This is a genomic window from Methylobacterium sp. WL116 (assembly GCF_008039455.1).
Lineage (GTDB): Bacteria > Pseudomonadota > Alphaproteobacteria > Rhizobiales > Beijerinckiaceae > Methylobacterium.
This window is the reverse complement of sequence record NZ_VRUV01000359.1, coordinates 1-4,770: the sequence shown is the minus strand read 5'-3', so window position 1 is coordinate 4,770 and position 4,770 is coordinate 1. Positions and strand designations below refer to the sequence as shown.

General features: G+C 72.2%; 5 protein-coding genes. 3 read left to right on the top strand and 2 right to left on the bottom strand.

Going from position 1 to position 4,770, the window contains the following annotated elements; translation table 11 throughout:
• Nucleotides 1–48: 48 nt before the first annotated feature.
• The 3 genes from FV223_RS20355 to FV223_RS20345 all read left to right on the top strand — a co-directional run bounded on the left by FV223_RS20355 (nucleotide 49) and on the right by FV223_RS20345 (nucleotide 3,699).
• Nucleotides 49–390 (top strand): hypothetical protein, encoded by a 342-nt coding sequence (locus FV223_RS20355; RefSeq protein ID WP_246689740.1) that lies wholly within the window; start codon nucleotides 49–51, stop codon nucleotides 388–390.
• Nucleotides 391–505: 115 nt separating this feature from the next.
• On the top strand, nucleotides 506–3,115 hold the full coding sequence (locus FV223_RS20350) for a histidine kinase dimerization/phosphoacceptor domain -containing protein (protein WP_147728707.1): 2,610 nt from the start codon (nucleotides 506–508) through the stop codon (nucleotides 3,113–3,115).
• Entirely contained in the window at nucleotides 3,112–3,699 is a 588-nt protein-coding gene (locus FV223_RS20345; protein WP_147728706.1) for a biliverdin-producing heme oxygenase, read from the top strand. Before FV223_RS20350 ends, FV223_RS20345 begins: the two co-directional genes overlap by 4 nt.
• Nucleotides 3,700–3,712: 13 nt before the next feature.
• On the opposite strand, the gene gmk is transcribed toward FV223_RS20345, so the two are convergent.
• Both gmk and FV223_RS20335 read right to left on the bottom strand, forming a co-directional pair.
• Nucleotides 3,713–4,384, bottom strand: a complete 672-nt coding sequence (gene gmk / locus FV223_RS20340; RefSeq protein WP_147728705.1) for a guanylate kinase — start codon at nucleotides 4,382–4,384, stop codon at nucleotides 3,713–3,715.
• Nucleotides 4,385–4,429: 45 nt separating this feature from the next.
• Nucleotides 4,430–4,770, bottom strand: a 341-nt coding sequence (locus FV223_RS20335; protein ID WP_147728704.1) for a DUF1732 domain-containing protein, incomplete at its 5' end; no start/stop codon positions are given.

The window sequence follows — 4,770 nt, the reverse complement described above, 5'->3', positions numbered from 1 at the left end:
GGTGGGTGAACACCATGGCGAGCGCCGGAGCCCTGGCCGGCGCTCGCCATGGTGTTCACCCACCCGCAGGCGGCGAGCATCGGTGCGCCGTTCGATCCCGAGGCGGGCGACGGGCGCGTGGTCGGCGGGATGTCGTTCGACGACCAGGGCCGGGCGCGGGTCGAGGGCGTCAACCGGGGCGGCATCCGGCTCTGGGCGGATCGGGACGGGCGCCTGCTCGGCGGCGAGATGCTCGGGCCGTCCTGCGAGCACCTCGCCCATCTCGTGGCGCACGCGATCGGCGACGGACGGACCGTCGACGACCTTCTGGCGCGGCCGATCTACCATCCCACCGTCGAAGAGGGACTTGCGAGCGCATTGTCCGATCTTATACAACCGCTGAAGGGATGATCGCCGGACGCCGGACGGTCCTGACCGATCCTTCATCTTGCCGCATCGCGGATACCATTGCGCCCGCCCGTCCCACGGGTCATACCGGGCCGCAGATGACGCGGTCCCATTCCTGATGTCCACGATCGTTGCCGCGGGCAATGCGATCGACCTCGACGCCCTGACGGCGGAAGAGCGCGATGGCCTCGATATCGGGGTGATCGGGCTCGACGCCGCCGGGACGATCGTGTCGTTCAGCGAGGGGGCGAGCGCGCTCTCGGGCCTCGCGAGCGCCGCCGTGATCGGCCGCAACTACTTCCGCGAGGTGGTGCCGAGCACCAACGTCCCCGGGTTCTTCGGCCGCTTCCTCGCGGGCACCCGCCGCGGGCACCTCGACGATAGCTTCGACTTCGTGTTCGGGCGCATGCCGCAGCCCCTGCGCGCCCGCGTGCGGATGCGGAGCGGCAAAGGTGTCACCTGGCTCACGATCACCCCGGTGGAGACCCTCGGCGCGGGCCAGTCGCGCGAGGCGGTGATGGCCGCCATCGGCCGCCGCGTCCGGGCCGAGCCGGTCGATCCCCAGCTCTGCGAGCGCGAGCCGATCCACATCCCGGGCTCGATCCAGCCGAACGCGGTGATGCTGGCGGCCGATGCCGGCACGCTCGAGATCCTGGCCCACAGCACCAACGTCCGCGACGTGCTCAGCCGCGCGCCGGAGCGGATCGCCGGCCTGCCCCTGGCCGAGGTCCTGCCGACCGCCTTCGTCGAGACGATCCGCCAGCGCCTCGCCAGCGCCACCCTCGACGACGGGCGCTCGATCCGCCGCACGCTCAAGCTCGCGGGCGACGACCATGCCAGCTACTACGCCATCGTCCACGCCCATTCCGGCCGGGTCATCGTCGAGCTGGAGCTCGAGCCCGAGCATCCCGAGGACTTCCGGGTCGCGACCCAGACCGACTCGGAACTCGCCGTCACCCGCCTCCGGGCCGCCGAGACGCTGAGCGGGGCCGCCCGCATCGCCGCGCTCGAGGTCCGGGCGCTCACCGGCTTCGAGTGCGTGCTGGTCTACCGTTTCGACGCGGACTGGAACGGCGAGGCGATCGCCGAGGACAAGGTGCCGGATTGGTCGCGCGCCCTGCTCGGGCTGCGGTTCCCGGCCTCCGACATCCCGGCCCAGGCGCGCGCGCTCTACACCAAGGCCAAGAGCCGCTTCGTGATCGATCGCGATTCGGTGCCCGTGCCCCTGGTCGCGGCGCCGGCGGCCGGCAACGGCCCGATCGACCTCACCTTCGCGCAGCACCGCACGCTCTCGCCGATCCACCTGGAGTACCAGCGCAACCTCGGCGTGAACGGCTCGATGTCGATCTCGATCATGGTCGAGGGGCGGCTGTGGGGCCTGATGATCGGCCATCACCGCCACCCGCACTACGTCGCGCCCGAGACCCGCGCCGCCGCGACCGTGCTCACCGACGCCTTCGCCATGCGCGTGCAGGAGATCGAGGCGCGCCGGCTCTGGACCGAGCGCAAGGCCCATCTCGACACCGAAGGACGCCTGGTCCGCGGCCTGACCCGGTCGGACGACTTCGTCGCGGCGCTGACCGGCGGCTCGACCACCCTCCTCGACCTGTTCGGGTCGACCGGTGCGGCGATCGTCTCCGGCGCGCGCGCGACCCTGATCGGCACGACGCCCCCGGACGAGGCCGTCCGCGCGATCGGCGACTGGCTGAAGGAGATCCTGGCGCCGGGCGAGACCACCTATGCCAGCGCCAACTTTTCCGCACAGTGTCCCGCCGCCGCCCCGCACCGCGAGATCGCGAGCGGCGTGCTCGCCGCGTTCGTCGACGAATCCCGCGGGAACCTGCTGCTCTGGTTCCGCCCGGAGGTGTCGAGCACGGTGACGTGGAGCGGCGATCCGCGGAAACCGGTGCTCGCCGGCAACGGGCCCGTCGCGGTGCTGCCGCGGCGCTCGTTCGAGCGCTGGGTCGAGGAGCGCACGGGCTTCGCCAGCCCCTGGGCCGACTGGCAGGTGTCGCTGGCCGGCTCCCTCGCCCATGCGGTCGAGGGCGTCGTCCTGCGCCAGCGCCGCAAGATCGACGAGCTCACCGGCCTCCTCGCCGAGAAGGAGCGCCTGCTCGCCCAGAAGGATCTCCTGACCCGCGAGATCGACCACCGGGTGAAGAACTCGTTGCAGATCGTCTCGGCCTTCCTGCAGATGCAGCGGCGTCAGGTCTCCGATCCGGCTGCCCGGCAGGCCTTCGCCGACACCTCCGCCCGGGTGATGAGCGTCGCCCGCGTCCACGACAGCCTGTATCAGGCGGAGAACGTCGAGGAGGTCGACCTCGGCCAGACCATCGAGGCGCTTTGCACCGACCTCGCCGGCATGGCGGGCGGCGGCCATGCCGTCGACCTCACCGCCGAGCCCGGCCTGATGGTGCCCTACCGCAAGGCGGTGGCGCTCTCGCTGATCGCCACCGAGCTCGTCACCAACGCCTTCAAGTACGCCGCCAAGCCCGAGGGCGTCGGCCGCGTGGCGGTCACCGTTTCGGGCCACGGCCCCGGCAGCGTGCGGCTGCGCGTCTGCGACGACGGCGAGGGCCTGCCCGAGGGCTGGTCGGAGACCAAGCCCCGCGCCAACGGCACCGGCGTCGGGCTCGGGATGAAGCTGATCCGGGCGATGCTCGACCAGATCAACGCCCGTCTCGACGTCGACAACGCGCCCGGCGCCTGCTTCACGATCACGGCGTGAGCCTGCACCAGCGGCTGCGCGCCGCCACCGCCTCGTCGCATCAGGGTCTCGAGGACGCGCTCGACTGGCGGGCGCGCGTCGCGTCGCTGCCCGGGTATCGCGCCCTGCTCGCCCGCTTCCATGGATTCCATGCGGCCTACGAGCCGGCGATCGGGCTTGCGCTCGCCGACGAGGCGTTCTGGGGCCCGCGCCGGCGCTTCGCCGCGCTGGCGGCGGACCTCGCCCATCTCGGGATGCCGGACGCCGAGATCGCCACCCTGCCCCGGCCCTCGGCCGTGACGTTCGCGGACGAAGCCGCGGCGATGGGGGCGCTCTACGTGCTCGAAGGCTCCACGCTCGGCGGCCAAGTCATCGGCCGGCACATCGGCGCGGTGCACGGGCTGACGCAGGCGGGCCTCGCCTATTACCACGCCCATGGCCGGCAGACCGGCGTGATGTGGAACGCCTTCCGCGCGCGGCTCGATCGCCTGTCGGGCGATCCGGAGGCGGAGGCGGCCGCCCTGGCGACCGGCACCGCGACGTTCGACGCGCTTCGGATCTGGCTGTGCGCGCCGGATTCGTCCGCCGCGTGCGGGGGCGGCTGAGGCGCAGGCCGCCTCAGCCCTCGCGATCCCGCCCGAGCAGCCCGTCGACGAAGGCTTCGAGGCCGATCCGCCGCGTGCGCTTGAGGCGCTCGGCGGCCAGGATGCCGCGCAGGGCGTCGAAGGCGTTCTGCAGGTCGTCGTTGACGATGACGTAGTCGTACTCGCTCCAGCGCTGGATCTCGACGCGGGCGTTGGCGAGCCGCTTCTCGATGGTCTCCGGGCTGTCCTCGGCCCGGCGCTCCAGGCGGTGGCGCAGCTCCTCCAGGCTCGGCGGCAGGATGAACACCGTCACCACGTCGTCGGCGAGCTTGGAGCGGACCTGGCGGGTGCCCTGGTAGTCGATGTCGAAGATCATGTCCCGGCCGGCGCTGAGCACCTTCTCCACCGGGCGGCGCGGCGTGCCGTAGAAGTTTCCGTGGACCTCGGCCCATTCGAGCAGGTCGTCCCGGCTGCGCAGGTCGTCGAAGGCTTCGCGCGCGATGAAATGGTAGTGGCGCCCGGCGATCTCGGACGGGCGCCGGGCGCGGGTCGTCACCGAGATCGACAGGTCGAGACCCCAGCCGCCGTCATCGGCGATGGCGCGCGTCAGGGTGGTCTTGCCGGCGCCCGACGGCGAGGACAGGATCAGGATCAGCCCGCGGCGGGCGATCGAGTCTGAGACCGATGGGGAGGGGGCGTCCGTCATCCGCGTGCCCCGGCCGTGTCTCGCGCGCCCATCGCCTCAGTCCCGCTACTCGACGTTCTGAACCTGCTCGCGGAATTGCTCCACCACGGCCTTCAAGTCGAGTCCGATTCGCGACAGCGCCACGTCGTTGGCCTTGGCGCACAGGGTGTTGGCCTCGCGCCCAAGCTCCTGGGCCAGGAAATCGAGGCGCCGCCCGATCGCGCCGCCCGCCGCCAGGAGCTCGGACACCGCTTCGAGGTGGGCGCGCAGGCGGTCGAGCTCCTCGCGGACGTCGGCCTTGGCCGCCATCATCACCGCCTCCTGGTGCAGGCGCTCCGGATCGAGGCCGCCGGCGTCCAGCAGGCCCGCGACGGAGGCCGCGAGACGGGCGCGGATCGCCTCGGGCC

Coding starts and splice junctions, on each gene's coding strand:
- FV223_RS20355 (WP_246689740.1), top strand. CDS start 49: ATGGTGTTCACCCACCCGCAGGCGGCGAGCATCGGTGCGCCGTTCGAT.
- FV223_RS20350 (WP_147728707.1), top strand. CDS start 506: ATGTCCACGATCGTTGCCGCGGGCAATGCGATCGACCTCGACGCCCTG.
- gmk (WP_147728705.1), bottom strand. CDS start 4,384: ATGACGGACGCCCCCTCCCCATCGGTCTCAGACTCGATCGCCCGCCGC.